Origin of the sequence: Klebsiella sp. C360 (assembly GCF_048822415.1) — a bacterium.
Classification (GTDB): Bacteria; Pseudomonadota; Gammaproteobacteria; order Enterobacterales; family Enterobacteriaceae; genus Klebsiella; species Klebsiella quasipneumoniae.
Genome location: NZ_JBMEZZ010000008.1, coordinates 81,558 through 99,173 on the forward strand (window position 1 = coordinate 81,558; position 17,616 = coordinate 99,173).

General features: G+C 57.4%; 16 protein-coding genes. 7 read left to right on the forward strand and 9 right to left on the reverse strand.

Going from position 1 to position 17,616, the window contains the following annotated elements:
* The first annotated feature begins 16 nt into the window (after nucleotides 1–16).
* Nucleotides 17–205, forward strand: coding sequence for a PT domain-containing protein (locus ACOI7D_RS19955; protein ID WP_244341697.1), 189 nt, complete (start codon nucleotides 17–19; stop codon nucleotides 203–205).
* A gap of 10 nt (nucleotides 206–215) precedes the next feature.
* Here ACOI7D_RS19955 and ACOI7D_RS19960 read toward each other — a convergent pair whose 3' ends face one another.
* Nucleotides 216–563 (reverse strand): YebG family protein, encoded by a 348-nt coding sequence (locus ACOI7D_RS19960; RefSeq protein ID WP_023290240.1) that lies wholly within the window; start codon nucleotides 561–563, stop codon nucleotides 216–218.
* Nucleotides 564–698: 135 nt separating this feature from the next.
* Here ACOI7D_RS19960 and purT point away from each other — a divergent pair, with 135 nt between their 5' ends.
* Nucleotides 699–1,877, forward strand: coding sequence for a formate-dependent phosphoribosylglycinamide formyltransferase (gene purT, locus ACOI7D_RS19965; RefSeq protein WP_032453377.1), 1,179 nt, complete (start codon nucleotides 699–701; stop codon nucleotides 1,875–1,877).
* A gap of 56 nt (nucleotides 1,878–1,933) precedes the next feature.
* Here purT and ACOI7D_RS19970 read toward each other — a convergent pair whose 3' ends face one another.
* From ACOI7D_RS19970 to ACOI7D_RS19985, 4 genes are all read right to left on the reverse strand, one after another.
* Complete coding sequence (locus ACOI7D_RS19970) at nucleotides 1,934–2,575, reverse strand: bifunctional 4-hydroxy-2-oxoglutarate aldolase/2-dehydro-3-deoxy-phosphogluconate aldolase (protein ID WP_002911423.1); 642 nt, start codon at nucleotides 2,573–2,575, stop codon at nucleotides 1,934–1,936.
* A 38-nt stretch (nucleotides 2,576–2,613) separates the two neighbouring features.
* On the reverse strand, nucleotides 2,614–4,425 hold the full coding sequence (edd, locus tag ACOI7D_RS19975) for a phosphogluconate dehydratase (RefSeq protein WP_023290242.1): 1,812 nt from the start codon (nucleotides 4,423–4,425) through the stop codon (nucleotides 2,614–2,616).
* Between the two features lie 222 nt (nucleotides 4,426–4,647).
* A complete protein-coding gene (zwf, locus tag ACOI7D_RS19980; protein ID WP_004203394.1) occupies nucleotides 4,648–6,123 on the reverse strand; it encodes a glucose-6-phosphate dehydrogenase in 1,476 nt (491 codons plus the stop codon).
* Between the two features lie 10 nt (nucleotides 6,124–6,133).
* A complete protein-coding gene (locus ACOI7D_RS19985) occupies nucleotides 6,134–6,283 on the reverse strand; it encodes a hypothetical protein (RefSeq protein WP_032453387.1) in 150 nt (49 codons plus the stop codon).
* Nucleotides 6,284–6,442: 159 nt separating this feature from the next.
* Here ACOI7D_RS19985 and ACOI7D_RS19990 point away from each other — a divergent pair, with 159 nt between their 5' ends.
* Together ACOI7D_RS19990 and pyk are read left to right on the forward strand one after the other, a co-directional pair.
* A complete protein-coding gene (locus ACOI7D_RS19990; protein WP_072096624.1) occupies nucleotides 6,443–7,348 on the forward strand; it encodes a MurR/RpiR family transcriptional regulator in 906 nt (301 codons plus the stop codon).
* Nucleotides 7,349–7,473: 125 nt separating this feature from the next.
* On the forward strand, nucleotides 7,474–8,916 hold the full coding sequence (gene pyk / locus ACOI7D_RS19995) for a pyruvate kinase (protein ID WP_002911440.1): 1,443 nt from the start codon (nucleotides 7,474–7,476) through the stop codon (nucleotides 8,914–8,916).
* Nucleotides 8,917–8,979: 63 nt separating this feature from the next.
* On the opposite strand, the gene ACOI7D_RS20000 is transcribed toward pyk, so the two are convergent.
* A complete protein-coding gene (locus ACOI7D_RS20000; RefSeq protein WP_049013980.1) occupies nucleotides 8,980–10,314 on the reverse strand; it encodes a 2-hydroxycarboxylate transporter family protein in 1,335 nt (444 codons plus the stop codon).
* Between the two features lie 416 nt (nucleotides 10,315–10,730).
* Here ACOI7D_RS20000 and ACOI7D_RS20005 point away from each other — a divergent pair, with 416 nt between their 5' ends.
* From ACOI7D_RS20005 to dcuR, 3 genes are all read left to right on the forward strand, one after another.
* Entirely contained in the window at nucleotides 10,731–11,678 is a 948-nt protein-coding gene (locus ACOI7D_RS20005; protein WP_049013981.1) for an AEC family transporter, read from the forward strand.
* Nucleotides 11,679–11,740: 62 nt separating this feature from the next.
* Nucleotides 11,741–13,426 (forward strand): NAD-dependent malic enzyme, encoded by a 1,686-nt coding sequence (locus ACOI7D_RS20010; protein ID WP_064154394.1) that lies wholly within the window; start codon nucleotides 11,741–11,743, stop codon nucleotides 13,424–13,426.
* Nucleotides 13,427–13,479: 53 nt separating this feature from the next.
* Nucleotides 13,480–14,196, forward strand: coding sequence for a two-component system response regulator DcuR (gene dcuR, locus ACOI7D_RS20015; RefSeq protein WP_023290248.1), 717 nt, complete (start codon nucleotides 13,480–13,482; stop codon nucleotides 14,194–14,196).
* A gap of 28 nt (nucleotides 14,197–14,224) precedes the next feature.
* Here dcuR and lpxM read toward each other — a convergent pair whose 3' ends face one another.
* The 3 genes from lpxM to znuA all read right to left on the reverse strand — a co-directional run bounded on the left by lpxM (nucleotide 14,225) and on the right by znuA (nucleotide 17,593).
* The gene (gene lpxM / locus ACOI7D_RS20020) at nucleotides 14,225–15,196 is read right to left on the reverse strand and encodes a lauroyl-Kdo(2)-lipid IV(A) myristoyltransferase (protein WP_044523984.1); all 972 of its coding nucleotides are present in this window, start codon (nucleotides 15,194–15,196) and stop codon (nucleotides 14,225–14,227) included.
* Between the two features lie 117 nt (nucleotides 15,197–15,313).
* A complete protein-coding gene (gene mepM, locus ACOI7D_RS20025) occupies nucleotides 15,314–16,633 on the reverse strand; it encodes a murein DD-endopeptidase MepM (protein WP_023290249.1) in 1,320 nt (439 codons plus the stop codon).
* A 15-nt stretch (nucleotides 16,634–16,648) separates the two neighbouring features.
* Nucleotides 16,649–17,593 carry a zinc ABC transporter substrate-binding protein ZnuA gene (gene znuA / locus ACOI7D_RS20030; protein WP_032428922.1) on the reverse strand — a complete coding sequence of 315 codons (945 nt, stop codon included), beginning with the start codon at nucleotides 17,591–17,593 and terminating at the stop codon, nucleotides 16,649–16,651.
* Between the last annotated feature and the right edge of the window lie 23 nt (nucleotides 17,594–17,616).

Consider the following 17,616-nt stretch of genomic DNA (forward strand, 5'->3'; position numbering starts at 1 on the left):
TTAGATATGGCTAAAGATGCGCAAAGGTGCGCGCGGCGGCGGTACCGGGTTCAGCCGACCAACCGACCAGCCGACCAACCGACCAACCGACCAACCGACCAACCGACCAACCGACCAACCGACCAACCCGCCAGCCCGCCAGCCCGCCAGCCCGCCAGCCCGCCAGCCCGCCAACCCGCCAGCCTGCCTGCCCGCCAGTGGCTGACCGCCAGCCATCAGGCCGCTTTGGCTTTCCGCGTTTTGGCAGCCGGCGCGGCGGCATCTTCCGCCGGGGTAGCCTCTGCGTCCGTTGACGGCGCGGGCGCATCGTGCGCAGTCGCATCCTGCTCCGGCAGTTTGCCGGCGCGCAGGATATGCTGCAGCGCCTCTTTACGCTCCGCCAGCCACATCGCCATGGTATCGCGCTGGGCATCGTCCATTTCCAGCGGCGATGCTACCAGCCAGTCATTCAGCACCTCTGCCAGATCGAGCATTTTGTCGTAAGCGTCGGCCTCTTTTTTGCTGGCAAAAGACATTTTTTCCTCACCTTCGCGGATCACCACATATTTAATTTCAACCGCCATTCTGCAGCCTCTTGATACTGTATTTTTATACAGTATAACAAATTTCCCTTCCGGACTCAACTCACGCGCGTAAAGACAGACGCAAACGTTTTCGTTTATAATCGACCGCATCTTTTTTTACTGCGGAAGAGAGTTATGACTGTATTAGGCACCGCGCTGCGCCCGGCAGCCACCAAAGTTATGCTGTTAGGCTCCGGCGAGCTGGGTAAAGAAGTCGCCATTGAATGTCAGCGTCTGGGCATTGAAACTATCGCCGTCGACCGCTACCCCGATGCCCCGGCGATGCAGGTCGCCCACCGCGCCCACGTCATCAATATGCTGCACGGCGAGAGCCTGCGCGCGCTGATCGAACAGGAAAAACCTGATTACATCGTGCCGGAGATCGAAGCTATCGCCACCGATACCCTGGTCGAACTGGAGCAGGCCGGGCAGAAAGTGGTCCCCACGGCGCGGGCAGCGAAGCTCACCATGAACCGCGAAGGCATTCGCCGTCTGGCGGCAGAAGAGCTGCAGCTCCCCACCTCCAGCTACCGTTTCGCCGACAGTGAAGACGCCTTCCGCGCGGCGGTCGCGGAGATCGGCTTGCCGTGCATCGTCAAACCGGTGATGAGCTCCTCCGGTAAAGGACAGAGCTTTATCCGCTCGGCTGACCAGCTCAGCGAAGCCTGGCGCTACGCCCAGCAGGGCGGCCGCGCCGGCGCCGGGCGGGTGATCGTCGAAGGGGTGGTGAATTTCGACTTTGAAATCACCCTGCTCACCGTCAGCGCCGTCGATGGCGTGCATTTCTGCGCCCCGGTCGGCCATCGTCAGGAAGATGGCGATTATCGTGAATCCTGGCAGCCGCAGCAGATGAGCGACCTGGCCCTTGAGCGCGCTCAGGATATCGCCCGTAAGGTGGTGCTGGCGCTGGGGGGGCATGGCCTGTTCGGCGTGGAGCTGTTCGTTTGCGGCGACGAGGTGATCTTCAGCGAAGTCTCCCCGCGCCCGCACGACACCGGAATGGTGACGCTTATTTCGCAGGATCTCTCGGAATTCGCCCTGCACGTTCGCGCCTTTCTTGGGCTGCCCGTCGGCGCCATCCGCCAGTATGGCCCAGCCGCTTCCGCGGTGATCCTTCCGCAGCTGACCAGCCAGAACGTCAGCTTCGGCCAGCTGCAGTCGGCCGTCGGAGCTGGCCTGCAGCTGCGTCTGTTCGGCAAGCCGGAGATTGACGGCACCCGTCGTCTGGGGGTGACCCTCGCCGTCGCCGATTCAGTGGAAGAGGCCGTAGCGCGGGCTAAAACCGCCGCCGCGGCGGTTATCGTCGAAGGGTAAAAACAAAAAACCCGGTCGCGTTGCCGCTGACCGGGTTGTTGACCTTGAGGCGCGGTTTACTTCGCGCCTTCCACCGCTTCACGCGCCAGGGTGGTGATGCGATCGTAGTCGCCAGCTTCCAGGGCGTCGGCCGGCACCAGCCAGGATCCACCGATGCACAGCACGCTGTTCAGCGCCAGGTAATCACGGTAGTTGGCCGGGGAGATACCGCCGGTCGGGCAGAAACGAATGTGACCGAACGGACCAGCAATCGCCTGCAGCGCTTTCACGCCGCCGTTGGCTTCCGCCGGGAAGAATTTAAACTCTTTCAGACCGTACTGCATGCCCAGCATCAGCTCGGAGACGGTGCTGATCCCCGGGATCAGCGGAATAGTGCCGTCTTCGGTCGCCGCTTTCAGCAGAGATTCGGTCAGCCCCGGGCTGATAGCGAACTGCGCGCCGGCTTCTGTTACCGCTTTCAGCTGCTCGACGTTGGTGACGGTGCCCGCGCCGACAATCGCGTCTGGCACTTCTTTAGCAATCGCGCGGATCGCCTCCAGGGCGCACTCGGTGCGCAGAGTCACTTCCAGGACGCGCACGCCGCCCGCGACCAGCGCTTTCGCCATCGGTACCGCGTGTTCCAGCTTTTTCACTACGATAACCGGGACAACCGGACCGGAGGTGAGGATTGCTTCTGCTGTTGTTTTCCAGTTTTTCATCAGGATTTTCTCTCGCCAGATCTAGAAATTAAATCGTCTTAAAAAGTGATGCAGGTTGCGCCCTGCTCCGCGCCAGAGAGCTTCTCACGCAGCGCCCCAAACATCTCCCGACCGGTTCCTACGCGCGACGCGCTGAGGTCAGGGATATGCGGCTGACGCGCCGCCAGTTCGGCATCGTCCACCAGCAGCGTCAGTTCCCCCGTCTGCCCGTTCACGCGAATAAGATCGCCATCGCGCACTTTCGCCAGCAACCCACCATCATAGGCTTCAGGCGTGACATGGATGGCTGACGGGACTTTACCGGAGGCGCCAGAGAGTCGGCCATCGGTCACCAGCGCTATTTTGAAACGGCGGTCCAATAATACACCAAGTGGCGGCATAAGTTTATGTAATTCTGGCATCCCGTTCGCTTTTGGCCCCTGATGACGGACCACCACCACGCAGTCTTTGTCCAGCAGACCCGCTTCAAAGGCCGGCAACACGTCGTGCTGGCTCTCGAACACCACCGCCGGCGCTTCAATCACCTGGTTCTCTACCGGGACTGCCGAGGTTTTCATGACCGCACGGCCGAGGTTACCGCTCAGCACCTTGGTGCCGCCGTGACGGGAGAACGGTTTCTCGAAAGTCGCGATGACCTGATCGTCAAGTGGCGCCGTCGCGCCTTCCCGCCAGTCCAGCTCGCCGTTGTTGAGCCACGGCTCGAGGGTGTAGCGCGACAGGCCGAAGCCGGCGACGGTGTGAACGTCCTCATGCAGCAGGCCGCCTTTCAGCAGCTCGCGCACCAGAACCGGAACGCCGCCCGCCGCCTGGAAATGGTTGATATCCGCCGGGCCGTTGGGGTAGAGGCGCGCCAGCAGCGGCACCACGTCTGACAGGTCGGAGAAATCATCCCAGTTAATGATGATGCCCGCCGCGCGGGCCATCGCCACCAGGTGCATGGTGTGGTTGGTGGAACCGCCGGTCGCCAGCAGCGCCACAATGCCGTTGACCACCACTTTTTCGTCAAACATTTTGCCCAACGGCATCCACTCGTTGCCATTGCCGGTCATGCGGGTGACCTGGCGCGCGGCGGCAGCGGTCAGCGCTTCCCGCAGCGGGGCATCCGGATGGACGAAGGACGATCCCGGCAACTGCATGCCCATAAACTCCACCACCATCTGGTTGGTGTTCGCCGTACCGTAGAACGTACAGGTCCCCGGAGCGTGGTAAGAAGCGGCTTCGGACTCCAGCAGCGCCATGCGGTCAACTTTGCCCTCAGCGTATAGCTGGCGAATGCGAACCTTCTCTTTATTAGGCAGGCCGCTGGCCATCGGACCGGAGGGAATAAAGACCGACGGCAGGTGGCCGAATGAGAGCGCCGCCATGGTCAGTCCGGGCACAATTTTATCGCACACGCCGAGATACAGCGCGCCATCGAACATGTTATGCGACAGGCCGATGGCCGCGGACATGGCGATCACTTCGCGACTCAGGAGAGAGAGCTCCATGCCGTCCTGTCCCTGGGTCACGCCGTCGCACATCGCCGGCACGCCGCCGGCCACCTGGCCGACCGCATTGGCGCTGTGCAGCGCTTTGCGAATGATATCCGGGTAGTGTTCGTAGGGCTGATGCGCGGACAACATATCGTTGTAGGAGGTGATGATGGCGATGTTGTTGCGCAACATGCTTTTCAGGGAGGCTTTGTCGTCGGCCTGACAGGCCGCGAAACCGTGAGCCAGATTGCCGCAGGCCAGTTGCGCACGATGCACGGTGTCGGTTTTGGCCTGGTTAATCCTTGCGAGGTAAGCCGCGCGGGTATCACGCGACCGTTCGATAATGCGATTTGTTACCCGTAACATTGTCGAATTCATAAAGGCTCCTCAAAATTTTATCTGTCCGGCCGCTGCGAGATGACGTGTTTTGGTGCCCGAAGCCACCAACACCAGCGCTCAGGGGCAAAATGTCTGCAGGCAGTGTAATAAAAAAAGCCCCGTGGGTGAATCCTCACGGGGCTTAAAAGATTAAAAAGCGTGCGACTTTCTGCGCCAGATCATGTTACCGGTAAAATACCCCTGACGGATAAGACCGCGAGCTTACTCAAACTCGTTCCACGAGCGACCATCGCGGGTGATCATGGCCACCGAGGCCACGGGTCCCCAGGTCCCGGCCTGATACGGTTTCGGCGCATCGCGGTCGGCTGCCCAGGCTTCTGTGATGGAGTCCACCCACTTCCACGCCTCTTCCACTTCATCACGGCGGACGAACAGCGCCTGGATACCGCGCATGGTCTCCAGCAGCAGACGTTCATAGGCATCGGCCAGATGCGTCTGGTTGAAGGTTTCGGAGTAGCTCAGATCCAGCTTGGTGATCTGCAGGTTATGCTTGTGGTCGAGGCCCGGCACTTTGTTCAGGACCTGGATATCCACCCCTTCGTCCGGCTGCAGACGAATGGTCAGCTTGTTCTGCGGCAGCTCCTGCCAGGTCTCTTTAAACAGGTTCAGCTCCGGCGTTTTGAAATAAACCACCACTTCGGAACATTTGGTCGGCAGACGTTTGCCGGTGCGCAGATAGAACGGTACGCCAGCCCAGCGCCAGTTATCGATATCAACGCGGATCGCCACGAAGGTTTCGGTGTTGCTGGTTTTGTTCGCCCCCTCTTCTTCGAGGTAGCCTGGCACTTTTTTGCCCTGGGCAAAGCCGGCGGTGTACTGGCCGCGAACGGTTTTCTCGCGCACGTTGGAGCGGTCAATACGGCGCAGGGATTTCAGCACTTTAACCTTTTCATCACGGATGCTGTCGGCGCTGAGATCGGACGGCGGCGACATGGCAATCATGCACAGGATCTGCAGCAGGTGGTTCTGGATCATGTCGCGCATCTGTCCGGCCTGGTCGAAGTACCCCCAGCGCCCTTCAATGCCTACCTCTTCCGCGACGGTGATTTCCACATGATCGATGGTACGGCAGTCCCAGTTATTGACGAACAGGGAGTTGGCAAAGCGCAGCGCCAGCAGGTTGAGCACCGTCTCTTTTCCGAGGTAGTGGTCGATACGGTAGACCTGGCACTCTTCAAAAAACTCGCCGACCTGATCGTTGATTTCCCGCGAGGTTTCCAGCGAGGTGCCCAGCGGTTTTTCCATGACCACGCGCGCAGGCTTGGCATTGAGCTTCGCTTCGCCCAGACCTTTACAGATGGCGCCAAAGGTGCTCGGCGGCATGGCGAAATAGTTGATGGTGACGCGATTCTTTTGGTCCAGCATGTCGCCCAGGCGGGTGAAGCCGCTGGTGTCATTGACGTCAAGATTACAGAACTCCAGGCGTCCGCTCAGGGAATCCCACAAACCTTCATCAATTTTTTCCTTCATGAAGGTTTCCAGCGCTTCGCGCACCACTTTGGTGTAAGCCGCTTTATCCCAGTCGGCACGGCCGACGCCAATGATCCGGGTGTCGGCGTGGATCTGGCCCGCCTTTTCAAGCTGATACAGGGAAGGCAACAATTTACGCCGCGCCAGGTCGCCCTTCGCGCCGAAAATGACCAGGTCGCATGCCTGGGCCGTTTGCGTTACCGCCATGTCATTCTCCTCAGTTGATAGTCTGGTGCTTTTGCCAGGCTATATTTGTAATTTTCTTACACTGCACTGTACTGTGTTTACGTATTTCCCGAAAGCCTTCCCCTCCGTTTGCGGCGGGAAAACCGCACAGGGTGAAAACATTCGGCGATGATTTGGGCATCTGGCTGATATTGTTCGTTGTTTGTACCTGTTTCAGGTCAGTAAAATACGACTCTGATCATGTAATGAAAAAAAACAACATTTTTTCCCGTCATTCCTCACCGCTTGCGCTTGCGGAGGGGTATATTCTTGCTAAAACGCCCGATGATTTCACCCATTAATGAAATCGTTTCCATTGATGAGCGCCCTGTTACTAATGAACATGCTGGAAAAAATCCAGTCCCGACTGGAACACCTTAGCAAATCTGAACGCAAAGTGGCGGAAGTGATCCTTGCCACCCCCGCGCAGGCTATTCATTCGAGCATCGCCGCCCTCGCCCTTGAGGCCGGGGTGAGCGAACCGACCGTCAATCGCTTTTGCCGCAGTCTCGAAACCCGTGGCTTTCCTGATTTCAAACTGCATCTCGCCCAGAGCCTTGCGCACGGCACACTCTATGTTAACCGCAATGTTGATGAAGACGACAGCGTTGAGTCATACACGGGAAAAATATTTGAATCGGCCATGGCGAGTTTAGATCAGGTCCATCATTCTCTCGACATGTCGGCAGTGAATCGCGCGGTGGATCTCCTGACTCAGGCCAAAAAAATCGCCTTTTTCGGCCTGGGCTCTTCGGCGGCGGTCGCTCATGACGCGATGAACAAATTTTTCCGCTTTAACGTGCCGGTCATCTATTCCGACGACATTGTCCTGCAACGCATGAGCTGTATGAATTGCGATGACGATGATGTGGTGGTGATTATCTCGCATACCGGAAGGACCAAGAGCCTGGTGGAGCTGGCGCAGCTGGCCCGTGAAAACGATGCCATGGTGATCGCCCTCACCTCCCCCGGCTCGCCGCTGGCCCGGGAAGCCACGCTGGCCATTACCCTGGATGTGCCGGAAGATACCGACATCTATATGCCAATGGTCTCGCGTCTGGCCCAGTTGACCGTCATTGACGTGCTGGCGACTGGCTTTACCCTGCGCCGGGGAGCAAAATTCAGAGATAACTTGAAGAGGGTCAAGGAAGCGCTGAAGGAATCGCGTTTTGATAAAGAACCGTTCGTACCCAGTGATAATCAATAAAAGTTGATAACAAGCAGTACCCCATTACACCTTCGATAACGATCCGGCTGTGCGACGTTGCAGGCTGGCGCTACCGAATCCATGTTCACGCAACACCAAAGTTGTATCAGTCAACGGAGTATTACATGTCCAGAAGGCTTCGCAGAACCAAAATCGTTACTACCTTAGGCCCGGCAACTGACCGCGATAACAACCTGGAAAAAGTTATCGCCGCGGGCGCAAACGTAGTGCGTATGAACTTCTCTCACGGCACCCCGGAAGATCATCAGCTCCGTGCCGATAAAGTGCGTGAGATTGCGGCAAAACTGGGCCGTCACGTAGCCATCCTCGGCGACCTCCAGGGACCAAAAATTCGCGTATCGACCTTTAAAGAAGGCAAAATTTTCCTCAACGTCGGCGACAAATTCCTGCTCGACGCCAACCTCGGCAAGGGCGAAGGCGACAAAGAGAAAGTCGGAATCGACTATAAAGGCCTGCCGGCGGACGTCGTGCCCGGCGATATCCTGCTGCTCGACGATGGTCGCGTGCAGCTGAAGGTCCTCGAAGTTCAGGGGATGAAAGTGTTCACCGAAGTGACCGTCGGCGGCCCGTTGTCCAACAACAAAGGGATTAACAAGCTGGGCGGCGGCCTGTCTGCCGAAGCGCTGACTGACAAAGACAAGGCCGATATCGTCACCGCCGCTAAAATCGGCGTCGACTATCTCGCCGTCTCCTTCCCGCGCTGCGGCGAAGACCTGAACTACGCCCGTCGCCTGGCGCGCGATGCCGGTTGCGATGCGAAAATCGTCGCCAAAGTCGAGCGTGCGGAAGCCGTCTGCGACCAGGACGCCATGGACGACGTGATCCTCGCCTCCGATGTGGTGATGGTTGCCCGCGGTGACCTCGGCGTCGAAATCGGCGATCCGGAGCTGGTGGGCATCCAGAAAGCGCTGATTCGTCGTGCGCGTCAGCTGAACCGTTCCGTCATCACCGCCACCCAGATGATGGAGTCGATGATCACCAACCCGATGCCGACCCGTGCGGAAGTCATGGACGTGGCCAACGCCGTGCTGGATGGTACCGATGCGGTGATGCTCTCCGCGGAAACCGCTGCCGGTCAGTACCCGTCGGAAACCGTGGCCGCGATGGCGCGCGTCTGTCTGGGAGCTGAAAAAATCCCGAGCCTCAACGTCTCCAAACACCGTCTGGACGTCCAGTTCGACAACGTGGAAGAAGCGATTGCCATGTCGGCGATGTATGCCGCCAACCATCTGAAAGGCATCACGGCCATCATCACCATGACCGAATCGGGCCGCACCGCGCTGATGACCTCGCGCATCAGCTCCGGTCTGCCGATTTTCGCCCTGTCCCGCCACGAGCGCACCCTGAACCTGACCGCCCTCTACCGCGGGGTGACGCCGGTGTTCTTCGACAGCCAGAATGACGGGGTGGCCGCTGCGCACGATGCCGTCAATCTGCTGCGGGACAAAGGCTACCTGGTCTCCGGCGATCTGGTGGTCGTTACCCAGGGTGACGTGATGAGCACCATCGGCAGCACCAATACCACGCGTATCCTCACCGTCGAGTAAGCCTCGGTCTCTACCTGCCAGCGCTACGGCTGGCAGGTATTTTTTTGCCCAACGCCCGGCAGGCTACACCATCCAGCTCAGCAATAGCGTCGCAGCGATCACCGTCGACGCCCCACCGATACGCGTCGCAATCTGTGCAAACGGCATCAATCCCATGCGGTTTGAGGCCGAGAGAATGGCGACATCCCCCGTTCCGCCCAGCCCGCTGTGGCAGCTGGTAACGATGGCGGCTTCCACAGGATACATATTAAGACGTGAAGCGATAAAGAACCCGCTCAGCGCCATGGCAATGACAATGGAGCCGCACACCACGACGTAGCCAACGGAGAAGACCGAGACCACGCTCTCCAGCGGTACATACAGCATGCCCAGGCCGATCATCAGCGGCCACACCAGCGCGGCGGAGACGAACTTGTAGCAACTGTGCGCCCCCAGCTCCATCGCCGCCGGGATAACTTTTGTATATTTGCAGAATACCGCCGCCAGAATCATCAGAACCGGCCCCGGAATATGCACCACCTTCTCCAGCAGACCGCCGATGATGAAAAAGGCGCAAATCATCAGCAACCCGGCGCCCATGAGCTGAAAATCAGTGGGCTGCGTACTCTGATTCTGCGCAAAGACGCTATTATCTTCATGGCTGCGGATCAGCATCCCGTTGCCGGACAGCGCCGGGCGACGGGCGCCCATGCGGGCCAGAAAGCCGGCGCAGATAATGGCGAAGATGTTACCCACCACCGCCGCCGGCGCCAGTTGGGCCACGTAGACATCTGGCGCCTGTCCGAGGATCGCCGAATAAGCCAGCGACAACGGCAGGATCCCTTCGCCGATGCCGCCGCCGATAATCGGCACAATGATAAAGAAGAAGGTGTGATACATACTGTAGCCGAATAAGCTGCCCACCAGCAGGCCGGTTACGATTGCCGCGCCGGTTCCGACCACCAACGGGACAAACATGCGCACCATCCCCTGGATCAGGATCGTGCGGTTCATGCCCAGGATACTGCCGACCACCAGGCAGGCGATGACGAAATAGAGGAGATTGGCCTCCTTCATCAGCAAATGCACGGTATCGAGCGTATGCGCTTCAAATACGCCAAAGTAGACCAGCACTGAGGGCGTCATCAGACACAAAATCGCCGGACCGCCAATATCTTTTAACACCGGCACCATGCGGCCAATTTTCGCCAGTGCGAACCCGAGGGTCATGATGACCGCCAGTCCGCCAATCATGTTTTTTGGCAACAACCCCGCGCCAGCGGAGAGCGCCACTATCGCGGCGATACCTATAAACAGCGTTAACGGCACGGCGCCGACTTCGATATTGGCGAAAAGTCGTGTCGCTTGCCCGTTCGGCAACGTTTTATCTATCGGGTGGTTGAGTGAATTATTTTTCATATTTTTACCTGAATAATAAGGAGGTCACGTAGGGTCAGGATGCAATATTAAAATCTCGCAGCACTATGAACTAAAAAGCACTAAACGCCGTATCAACTAAATACACCGAAACGGTAGCACAGGACTTTAAAACTAAAAACGACAACCGTATTCACGCTGCCGGCTTTGTGACTGAGCCATAAAGTTTATTTTAAGTAATTTAATTTATTATCGCGAAGCTAAAGTTATCGCCAGCTAAAATAATGAACTCTGTTAATACAACGCTATGATTTAATCCTCTTTTCTCTATTTGTAAGTAAAGTAGCCAAGGCGAAATTATTTAAAGCCAGATGACTGTGATGGCTATCACCTTTTAAATATTAGGGGATCGTTAGATTGGCAGCACAACAATCCGATAATATATGTCAGGACATTTTATGCCTTCACTGCTCTTGCAATCTCTTTTCCCGTTGGTATTTATCATGCTGCTCGGATGGCTTAGCGGCAAACTCGGCTATACCCGCCGTGAGGACGCCTCCGTTCTTGCCACGGTGGTTATCCGCTTTGCCCTTCCTTTTCATCTTTTTATCGGCGCATTACATACCAGCCCGGATAAAATAAAAAACTTCACCTTTATGGCGGTGCTGGTTATTGGTCTGATGGGGTCGTATTTTCTTACGCTACTGATCTCGCGCTACGTTTTTCGTCATGATATTAAAACCAGCGCGATTCAGTCGCTGGTTTGCGCCTTCCCCGATATGGCCTACTTTGGCGCCCCCGTGCTGGCGGTGCTGATAGGTCCGGAGGGCTTTCTCGGGGTGCTTATCGGAAACCTGGTGACCAGCGTGTTGATGATCCCTCTGACCATCATCCTGATCCGCATGGGAGACCAGCCCGGAGACGCTGAGGCTCCCCAGCTCCACGCCGGGCAGTTGATCCTGCAAAACCTGCTTAACGCCGTGCGAAATCCCATTGTCTGGATCCCCATTTCCGGGGTGCTGCTCAGCCTGGCCGGGATCCAGCTGCCGCCTCTGCTCAGCGTGCCCGTCGAAATGGTGGGTAAAATCGCCGGCGGTCTGTCACTGTTCGCCCTTGGGCTGCTGTTTTACGGTGAACGTCCGACGGTCAATATTCAAACCTGCACCAACATTAGTATTAAAAACCTGATCCAGCCGGCCATGATGGCGCTGGCCGGGCTGGCCTTTGGGCTCAGTCATACCCTGATGCAACAGGTTATTATCATTGGCGCCACGCCTTCCGCTATCGCGGCGGGGATGTTTGCCCTGCGCAGCGATACCTATATTGAACCCGCCTCATCTTCTATTTTGCTGGGCACCGCCATCGGCGTGGTCACCGAAGGCGTCATGATTTATCTCATTTCGTAATCACAGAAATAAAACACCAAGACATCAGGCAATGTTTTAATTTGATATTCAGGAGTCACGTAATGTTAGCCACAGAAACCTTATACACCCCCTATAACGGTGCTGTCCTGCTGGAAAACCCGTTATTAAATAAAGGCCTCGCGTTTACGGAAAGCGAACGCACAGCGTTTAATCTTCAGGGACTGTTACCGCACAATGTGGAAACCATTGAGGAACAAACCGAGCGCGCATGGGGTCAGTTTTGTCAGTTCAAAAAAAGCATTTCGCGCCATATTTATCTCAGAAATATTCAGGACACAAACGAGACGTTATTCTATAACCTGCTGCGCAGCCATATGAAAGAGACGCTGCCCATTATTTATACCCCGACGGTGGGTGAAGCGTGCGAACACTTTTCAGAAATATATCGCCGGGGACGCGGCCTGTTCATCTCCTGGCCCAACCGTCACCATATTGACGAGATGCTGCAGGGGTTTTCCCGCAACGATATCAAAGTCATCGTGGTAACCGATGGCGAGCGTATTCTGGGGCTGGGCGACCAGGGGATCGGCGGTATGGGGATCCCCATTGGCAAACTCTCGTTATATACCGCCTGCGGGGGCATTCACCCGGCATCAACGCTGCCCATTATGTTAGATGTCGGGACCAACAATCCGCAGCATCTGGAGGATCCGCTGTATATGGGCTGGCGACATCCGCGCATCAGCGATGAGCAGTACCTGGAGTTTATGGACATGTTTGTCCATGCCATTCAGCAGCGCTGGCCGACTGTCTTGCTCCAGTTTGAAGATTTTGCCCAAAAGAATGCCACGCGACTGCTCAACCGCTATCGACACCAGCTGTGCTGTTTTAACGATGATATTCAGGGAACCGCCGCCGTGACCTCGGGAACCCTGATCGCCGCCGCTGCCGCCGCCGGGACGTCGCTCCGCGACCAGCGGGTGGTTTTCCTTGGCGGCGGTTCGGCCGGATGCGGCATTGCGGAAAAAATCATTGCGCTGATGGTGGATGATGGGCTCTCAGAAACGGAAGCACGTCGCCGCATCTTTATGGTTGACCGCTTTGGTCTGCTGACTGATGAGATGCCTAATCTGCTCAATTTTCAGCGCGAGCTGGTCACCCCCCGAGCCAGTATTGCCCACTGGGATACCGAGGCGGCCCAGCTGTCGCTGATGGATGTCGTACGCAACGTCCACCCTACCGTGCTGATCGGCGTGTCAGGCCAGCCGGGGCTGTTTAGCGAAGAGATAGTGAAAGAGATGCATCGGCACTGCCCGCGTCCGATTATTATGCCGCTCTCTAACCCCACCTCCCGAGCCGAGGCCCAGCCGAAGGATCTGCTGGCGTGGACCCGGGGTAGCGCGCTCATCGCCACCGGCAGCCCGTTCGACCCTGTCTTCTATGACGGCAAAACCTACGACATTGCCCAGTGCAACAACGCCTATATTTTCCCCGGTCTGGGGCTGGGGATCCTTGCCAGTAAAGCCGAGCGCGTCACCGAAGCAATGCTTATCACCTGCAGTAAAACGCTGGCCGCCCACTCGCCTCTGGCGACCCGCGAAACCGGCGGTTTACTGCCGCCGGTGGAAGAGATCGAGATGATCTCACGGGCTATTGCCGCAGAGGTCGCCCGCGCGGCTCAACTCGACGGCGTAGCGCCGCAGATTGACGAGGCGCAGCTGGCGGCGAATATCGATAAAACCTTTTGGCGAGCGCGCTACACCGCGTATAAACGTTCGTCATTGTGATCGCTCATCTCGCGGGAAGCCGGCTGGCTTCCCGCCACTCGGGGGAACCACCCATGTTCAATGTGCTGATTGTCGATGATGATCCTATGGTGGCCGAACTGAACCGGTTGTTTATCAGCCAGGTAGCTGATTTTCACTGCTGCGGAGTCGCGGCGACGATCGCCGATGCTAACGCGATGCTGAGCCATCTGGCGCCGATCGATCTGCTGCTGCTGGATGTCTATATGCAACAGGAGAGCGGCCTGGACCTGCTGCCGGCGCTTCGCGCTGATGGGCGGAATATTGATGTCATCATGATGACGTCCGCCGCCGATGCGCTCACCGTGCAGACGGCGCTGCGCTATGGCGTGGTTGATTACCTGATTAAACCGTTTCAGTTTCCGCGCTTTGAGGAAGCCCTGCGAACCTGGCGCAATAAACGCGATGCGAAGCAAGCGAAATCCTGCTACGCCCAGGCGGATATCGACACCCTGCTACGCCGCGGGGTTCAACAACAGGACGGCCCCCGCCGCTTGCCGAAAGGGCTGACGCCGCAAACGCTTCGCCTGGTGTGCCGGTGGATAATCGCTCATCAGGCGCGAGATTTTTCAACCAATGAGCTGGCGGCGGCACTGCAGATCTCCAGAGTTTCATGCCGCAAATACCTGATTTGGCTGGAGCAGATCAACGTGCTCTTCACCAGCAATCACTACGGTATCACCGGCCGACCGGAGTATCGTTACCGGCTTGCGGCTGAGAACATGATGTTGCTGACGCAATATAGCCAGTGAGCCGGGAATGCCCACTGGCGCTTGCAGACTACTTCTTAGGGTACAGCTCTTTGCGTTTGTAGGGCTCGATTTCACCCGGCTTGCGCGTCTTCAGCAGCTTCAGGATCCAGGTGTACTGCTCGGTGTGCGGCGTAACAAACACCTCCACCTCTTCGTTCATCCGCCGGGCGATCGTTGTATCGTCAGCGTCCAGCAGATCGTCCATCGGCGGGCGCACCAGCACCGTCAGGCGATGCGTTTTGCCATCGTAGACCGGGAACAGCGGAACGACGCGGGCGCGGCATACCTTCATTAAACGGCCAATCGCCGGCAGCGTGGCCTTATAGGTCGCGAAGAAATCCACAAACTCGCTGTGCTCGGCGCCGTGATCCTGATCGGGGAGATAGTAGCCCCAGTAACCCTGGCGCACCGACTGAATAAACGGTTTGATCCCGTCGTTGCGCGCGTGCATCCTTCCGCCAAAACGACGACGTACGGTATTCCACACGTAATCGAAGACCGGGTTACCCTGGTTGTGGAACATCGCCGCCATCTTCTGCCCGCCGGAGGCCATCAGCATCGCCGGGATATCCACGCCCCAAGCGTGCGGGACGAGGAAAATCACCTTTTCATTATTACGCTGCAGCTCGTCGATGATCGCTTTACCCTGCCAGTCGACGCGGGCGAGAATTTTCTGCGGATCGCGCAGGCCCAGCTCGGCCATCATCACCATCGCCTGCGGCGCCGAGGCGTACATGGCGTCGATGATCGCTTCCCGCTCGTGCTCGCTTTTATCCGGGAAGCAATACAGCAAATTAATCTGCGCCCGGCGGCGCGAGCTTTTCGCCAGACGCCCGACCAGACGACCGAGTTTGCCGAGGAGCGGATCGCGAAAGGAAGGCGGCGTCAGCGCAATACCGGCGAAGGCAAAGACCCCCAGCCAGGCGCCCCAGTAGCGCGGCAGTAAAAAAGATTTTTCAAACTTAGGGATAAACTCAATATTATTTTTTTTCGTTTCCATGCCCAATCCGCAGATCGACTGCTTAATCAAGATAATGGGATAGTGTAGCGAGACGTTGGGTATCCTACAAAATAAAAAGCCGGCGCCCTGGGGCACCGGCTTTCCACTGACCGGTGGTTAGTCAAACCGCAGCTGCGGAACGACCTCTTTGACCTGCGCCAGATAATCGGTACGGTCGGAACCGCTCAGCCCTTCAGTACGCGGCAGTTTCGCCGTCAGCGGGTTGACCGCCTGCTGGTTGATCCACACTTCGTAGTGCAGGTGCGGCCCGGTTGAGCGTCCGGTATTCCCCGACAGCGCAATACGATCCCCGCGCTTCACTTTCTGCCCCGGCTTCACCAGCAGCTTACGCAGGTGCATGTAGCGAGTGGTATAGGTACGGCCGTGGCGGATGGCCACGTAATACCCGGCGGCGCCGCTACGCTTGGCCACCACCACTTCGCCATCACCCACCGCCAGCACCGGCGTCCCCTGCGGCATCGCGAAATCGACGCCACGGTGCGGCGCGACGCGCCCGGTGACCGGGTTCAGACGACGCGGGTTAAAGTTAGAGGAGACGCGGAACTGACGCGCCGTCGGGAAGCGCATAAAGCCTTTCGCCAGCCCCGTCCCGTTGCGGTCGTAGAATTTTCCGTCTTCGGCACGGATGGCAAAGTAGTCCTTCCCGTCAGAACGCAGACGCACGCCAAGCAGCTGGCTTTGCTCGCGTTTGCCATCAAGCATTTCGCGCGACATCAATACCGAGAACTCATCGCCTTTCTTCAGCTTACGGAAATCCATCTGCCACTGCATGGCCTTGATCACCGCGCTGATTTCCGTGCTGGTCAGCCCGGCATCGCGCGCGCTGGAGACAAAGCTGGCGCCGACGGTGCCTTTCAGCACACTGTTGACCCAGTCGCCTTTCTGCAGCTCGCTGCTCATTTTAAAGCCGTTAGCCACGCGGGTGTAGGTGCGGGTTTCGCGACGGGACATCTCCCAGGTCAGACTCTGCAGATCGCCGTCGGCGGTCAGGGTCCAGGAGAGCTGCTGGCCAATCTTCAGATTACGCAACTCTTTATCGGCGGAGGAGAGCTGGGCGATATCACCCATATCGATACCGTACTGGTTCAGGATGCTGCTGAGGGTATCGCCGGTTGACACCACGTATTCGTGCCCGCCGGCATCGCTATCGGCTTTTTCGTCGAGTTCATCCTGAGGAATGGCTTCTTCTTCCTGCGGGGCCTGGTCGATCGGCTCGGAGGCTTCCGGCAGCAGGGAGCGGATCTCGCTTTTTTCCAGTTCAATGGTTCTGACGATGGGGGCGGATTCCGGGTGGTAAATGTAGGGTCGCCAGACGGCGACCGCTAAGGTAAGAACGCTAAGCGACCCCAGCATGACGCGATGAGGTCGTGGCAGATTGTTAAATGCCTGAGTGACAGCGCGGGCTATCTGTTGCACGTATTCACTTCCTCGTTAATCTCCTTTCAGGCAGCTCGAATACTGATTCGCCAGCTGGGTGAGGAATTGCGGGTAACTCGCTTTACCCAGCTTAATTCCGCTACCCAGTGGATCCAGGGTCCCCATGCGCACAGACGTGCCCCGGGCAACAGCTTCGATAACCGCTGGCCTGAACTGTGGCTCAGCAAAAACGCAAGTGGCTTTCTGCTCAACCAGTTGTGTTCTGATTTCGTGTAAACGCTGCGCACCGGGCTGTATTTCAGGGTTGACGGTAAAATGCCCCAGCGAGGTCAAACCGTAGTGTTTTTCAAAGTAACCGTAGGCGTCATGAAAAACGAAATAGCCCTTTCCTTTCAGCGGTGCCAGCTCATTGCTAACCTGCTTGTCGGTCGCCGCCAGCGCGGCCTCGAACTGCTGCAGGTTGCTGTCGAGTTTGGCTCGACTCTGCGGCATAAGTTCCAATAATTTATCGTGGATTGCAACCGCCGAAAGCCGCGCTATCTCTGGGGATAACCACAGATGCATATTGTAGATACCGTGATGGTGATCGCCGTCACTTTTTTCCGCTGCGCCATGGTCATGACCATGATGATCGTCATCGTCGTCAGCGCCGGTCATCAGCAGCGGTTTGACCCCATCCAGCTCTGCGATAGTCACCTTTTTATTCGCCGCAATGCTTTGCGTCGACTTATCCATAAAGGCTTCCATTTCCGGACCGATCCACACCACTAAGTCTGCGTTCTGTAAGCGTTTTACATCGGAAGGACGGAGAGAATAATCATGCTCGGAGGCGCCATCGGGCAGCAGCACCTGGGTGTCGGTAACCCCATCAGCGATAGCCGCCGCGATAAAGCCCAGCGGTTTCATGGAAGTCACCACGGCGGCACTGGCCTGCGGTACCTGTGCGAACAAAAAAACAGCGCCAAGTCCAGCGCAAAGAAGCGTATTTTTATGTAACATAATGCGTCTAGTCATCGAAACGA

Excerpts from the sequence above, each read along its gene's own strand:
- ACOI7D_RS19955 (WP_244341697.1), top strand. The coding sequence starts at position 17 with ATGCGCAAAGGTGCGCGCGGCGGCGGTACCGGGTTCAGCCGACCAACC.
- ACOI7D_RS19960 (WP_023290240.1), bottom strand. The coding sequence starts at position 563 with ATGGCGGTTGAAATTAAATATGTGGTGATCCGCGAAGGTGAGGAAAAA.
- purT (WP_032453377.1), top strand. The coding sequence starts at position 699 with ATGACTGTATTAGGCACCGCGCTGCGCCCGGCAGCCACCAAAGTTATG.
- ACOI7D_RS19970 (WP_002911423.1), bottom strand. The coding sequence starts at position 2,575 with ATGAAAAACTGGAAAACAACAGCAGAAGCAATCCTCACCTCCGGTCCG.
- edd (WP_023290242.1), bottom strand. The coding sequence starts at position 4,425 with ATGAATTCGACAATGTTACGGGTAACAAATCGCATTATCGAACGGTCG.
- zwf (WP_004203394.1), bottom strand. The coding sequence starts at position 6,123 with ATGGCGGTAACGCAAACGGCCCAGGCATGCGACCTGGTCATTTTCGGC.
- ACOI7D_RS19985 (WP_032453387.1), bottom strand. The coding sequence starts at position 6,283 with ATGCCCAAATCATCGCCGAATGTTTTCACCCTGTGCGGTTTTCCCGCC.
- ACOI7D_RS19990 (WP_072096624.1), top strand. The coding sequence starts at position 6,443 with ATGAAATCGTTTCCATTGATGAGCGCCCTGTTACTAATGAACATGCTG.
- pyk (WP_002911440.1), top strand. The coding sequence starts at position 7,474 with ATGTCCAGAAGGCTTCGCAGAACCAAAATCGTTACTACCTTAGGCCCG.
- ACOI7D_RS20000 (WP_049013980.1), bottom strand. The coding sequence starts at position 10,314 with ATGAAAAATAATTCACTCAACCACCCGATAGATAAAACGTTGCCGAAC.
- ACOI7D_RS20005 (WP_049013981.1), top strand. The coding sequence starts at position 10,731 with ATGCCTTCACTGCTCTTGCAATCTCTTTTCCCGTTGGTATTTATCATG.
- ACOI7D_RS20010 (WP_064154394.1), top strand. The coding sequence starts at position 11,741 with ATGTTAGCCACAGAAACCTTATACACCCCCTATAACGGTGCTGTCCTG.
- dcuR (WP_023290248.1), top strand. The coding sequence starts at position 13,480 with ATGTTCAATGTGCTGATTGTCGATGATGATCCTATGGTGGCCGAACTG.
- lpxM (WP_044523984.1), bottom strand. The coding sequence starts at position 15,196 with ATGGAAACGAAAAAAAATAATATTGAGTTTATCCCTAAGTTTGAAAAA.
- znuA (WP_032428922.1), bottom strand. The coding sequence starts at position 17,593 with ATGTTACATAAAAATACGCTTCTTTGCGCTGGACTTGGCGCTGTTTTT.